Consider the following 3,682-nt stretch of genomic DNA (forward strand, 5'->3'; position numbering starts at 1 on the left):
CATTCTACTTGACGGTCACACTACTTTATATAGAATCTGATTTTATATGGAATAATGGACGAATAGAAGTAAATAATTCATATCTATTTACCTTATATGATGGAAAACAATCACACGAGCTTATAAAGAAAAAAAATGAAGTCATTAAGGAAATAATAGATCCTAATATGACTGATTATGAAAAAGTTCTAGCTATTCACGATTATGTCGTCAAAAACACAGTGTATGATTATTCAAATAATGTCCATTGGCAATCTAATTGGGCATATGGTGCCCTTGTAAACCAGACCGCTGTTTGCGGAGGATACACGAACGCTATGTATTATTTATTAAATGAAGTTGGAATAGAGAATATTGATGTTACTGGATCGGTTCGTGGAATTGGTCATGCATGGAACAAGGTGAAACTTGATGGTGTATGGTACAATTTAGATGCTACATGGGATGATGTTTCTAAAGTTCCAGATAGTTCAGTCAGGTATGACTATTTTCTAATATCAGATAATAAATTGGCGTTAGATCACACATGGGATAAAAGAGAGTACCCTGAAAGTTACGATACTCGATATGAAAACTTAATTAAATAATACAATTGAAGCTTCCTATATCTAATAGAGAAGCTTCTTTTTATAGCTAGATAAAATTTGAGCTGTGATAATTGTACTTTGAAATAAAGTTGAGTAGAAACATTTCTTTGGATATGATTATCTAAAGGGATCTGCTAAAATTACGAGCGCATCTAAATTGATAGATAGATAAAAAAAGATAAAATTTAGGGGAAATAGGTGGTTATGTGGTAACGAAAATTAATTTAACTGAAGACATAATTGTTGCTGTTTCTAAACTGATTGATGACTCAATGTCTAATAGAAGAGATCCAAGCCATTCTGATTTAGAATTTCAAATCAAGAAATATGGACTGGAACAAGGAGATCCAAAAGCTCAAGGTCAAACAGTTGGAAAAGCTAAGAGAGTTCGATATGTACTAAATTGGGCACTAGAATTCAACATAGATTCAGGGGAAAAATTATTGGTAGCTTTATTAAATTTGGTACGTGGAGTAGGAGGTTTTAGAAAGGGATCTTCAAATTATGTTGGGGAAGAAGAAATAATAAACTTACAGCAAATATTGAAGAATAGTGGCTATTATCTGGACGACACAGGAAATATAGGACACTTAATTTTAGATAATATAACTGAGTTTGAAATGGAAGAGGCCTTATGGAATTATGTTCGTAGAGCAAAAAAGGGACAAGAAGATGCAGCCTTACTTACAGGAACAAGTAAAGATTTATTGGAGGCTGTAGCAGCACATGTTCTAGTCAAATTATGGGGTACATATCCACAAACAGTAAACTTCCCAACATTATTGGGACAAGCTTTTGTTGCTTTGGGGTTAAAAACATCATTAGAAGAAATAGACCAAGCTAATCCAGTAAAGAAAGCTAAAATAAAAATGGAAACATCTTTATATCAATTAGGTTGTTCTATAAATTTGTTACGCAATAAAACAGGTACTGGACATGGTAGACCTTTTGTCCCTGAAATCCCTCATGAAGATGCGCGTTTAGCAATTGAAGGTATGGCTATAATTTCAGAATATCTATTAAATAAAATAAAAAATGATTAATCCTTATTCAAATGTATGGGTTTATAATTTTTAATAGATTAAGCTAACGGGTTAACTGGATTTCGAACAGTAAAAATCCCCATAATTGGTAACAATCTTTTGGTATATTTAGTATAATATTTATTTCTTCATTATATAAATTAATTTTAGGAGATGGTACAATTTGATCTGTTAGTAGAATATCATTATTAATGGGGGATCATGACATGTACAGCAAGACTTTCAACAAGATAGCTTTCTTTTCGGTTCTAGTTGTATTTATTTTTAGTATTTCGGTTGAGGCTTTTGCTTTAACAGGAAATGGTACGCAAGTACAACTTAGAAATGGGCATTTAGAAGTGAAAGAAGCTTATTTCTATGATACTAGTAAAGCTTTGATTAATGAGGGACAAGTAGATGATAGTGATATAGATCAATTTAATGTAACATTAAGAATCTATGATCATAATAAATTAAAGTGGGCTGAAGCTGGGGAAAAGGTTGATATCGTATTAAAAAATGAAAATGGAACAGTCTTATTCCAAAAAACGTTCTATACTAATAGTGCAGGGTATGTATATGGACATATTTTAACAAGTGATTTGCCATCAGATTTTTATCTTGATGTATTTATAGAAGCTAAAGTTATAAAGCTTAATGGGGTTACTTCTGAAGTTATTCAATCTCCAACTTTTAGTATTGATTTATTAGAAAGTGAAGATTTATTGAAAATAATAAATGATATATCTACAGAGCTAGAAGAGGAATTTCCTAGTGAAAAAGTTTTAACAGAACAAGAAAAAATAGAACTGGTAGAAATAATTACAGATCAAGTTAATGTATTTGAAGCTGATGTGGAACAGGCAATACTTGAAGCAAAAGAAAGTGAAATAAAAGAAGTAGAATTAGAAGAAATTGAAAACTCAGTAGATTCCAGCATGATTCAAGCCGCTGTTACTTATGATACTAAGACTACCTATACTGTTGCTAAGATATACCAAACAAATTTAAGTAGTGCTAATTCTATCAAAAATTCATACAATAGTTTTGTGAAATCTCGTGGACTAATGTTTGCTAATTCATACAGACTAGGAATGTTTTACAATTTAGTTAAATCAAATGGAGCTTGGGATTTAAAACGAAAATTAGGAACAAAAAACACCTATAAATTTAAAGGTATCAATAAAACGGGAGAATACATCGGTAATCATCATTATGGTTATATGGGAAAAGCTATTGGTTTTAGTGATACAACTTTAAAAAGCGCTGCCGGAATGTATCAAATTAAATCAGGTACATCAAATTGGAAATTTATTTCTTCTTATTTCGATGATCCATCAGATCAAGCAGCTATTACTAGTGGTTACACAGACTATAATAAGGGAATACGTTTTAGAGTATTAATTGCATAAGTATATGATATGTGAAACTAATAATTATTAAGGAGTAAAAAATGAAATTTAGCAAAATATTGTTAGGAATAATTTTATCAATTATACTTTTGTTCGGCATCCTATTCCTTATCTTAGATTCATTTATTCGTGTTGAACTTGATGAACTCAATGGAACTGGTGAAATTCAGGAAACATATTTTTCTCCAAATAAAAAATATCAGGCTGATTTTTTTATAATTAATGAAGGAGGAGCAACAGAAGGATATCAAGAAAGGGTATCTATTACTTCCCTAGATGATAATCGAAAAGAATTTAATGATAAAACCATCTATTGGTTATATCCATCAAACGATAAGATATCAATAGTGTGGGAAAGTAATAATATAATAATAATAAATGGGAAAACAATAGATATTAAAGATCAGAATACTTATTATAATTGGAAAAAGGATAATAAATAAGAGTTATAAAGGAATGTATCAATTTTTTGATACATTCCTTTATTGTAAACAAGATTATGTTAACCCTACGTAATGAGAGTGTAAGCCTCAATAAACTTAACGCCAATTTAATTATAAAAGGAACATTATCAATAAAATGAACTGTTTGAAGTAGCAATACCATTGAAATCAAACTATATTTATATCTTTACCTCAACAATTGTATTTGATAAATTAGA

4 protein-coding genes are annotated in these 3,682 nt (G+C 30.1%); all 4 read left to right on the forward strand.

The window, feature by feature from the left end; genetic code table 11:
- Positions 1–587: transglutaminase domain-containing protein (locus COD11_RS11240; protein ID WP_304362979.1), on the forward strand; the 587-nt coding region annotated here is incomplete at its 5' end.
- A 206-nt stretch (positions 588–793) separates the two neighbouring features.
- Positions 794–1,630: an abortive infection family protein gene (locus tag COD11_RS11245; RefSeq protein WP_098797021.1), complete on the forward strand. Its 837-nt coding sequence runs from the start codon at positions 794–796 to the stop codon at positions 1,628–1,630.
- Positions 1,631–1,836: 206 nt separating this feature from the next.
- Positions 1,837–3,021, forward strand: a complete 1,185-nt coding sequence (locus COD11_RS11250; protein WP_176551053.1) for a polymorphic toxin type 44 domain-containing protein — start codon at positions 1,837–1,839, stop codon at positions 3,019–3,021.
- 41 nt (positions 3,022–3,062) lie between these two features.
- The gene (locus COD11_RS11255; protein WP_098797023.1) at positions 3,063–3,464 is read left to right on the forward strand and encodes a DUF5412 family protein; all 402 of its coding nucleotides are present in this window, start codon (positions 3,063–3,065) and stop codon (positions 3,462–3,464) included.
- The last annotated feature ends 218 nt before the right edge of the window (positions 3,465–3,682 follow it).

The sequence above is a fragment of the Bacillus sp. AFS040349 genome (genome assembly GCF_002577655.1).
GTDB lineage: Bacteria > Bacillota > Bacilli > Bacillales > Bacillaceae > Metabacillus.

What these genes read in the sequence shown, in the direction of transcription:
- COD11_RS11255 (WP_098797023.1), top strand. Translation starts at nt 3,063, where the DNA reads ATGAAATTTAGCAAAATATTGTTAGGAATAATTTTATCAATTATACTT.
- COD11_RS11250 (WP_176551053.1), top strand. Translation starts at nt 1,837, where the DNA reads ATGTACAGCAAGACTTTCAACAAGATAGCTTTCTTTTCGGTTCTAGTT.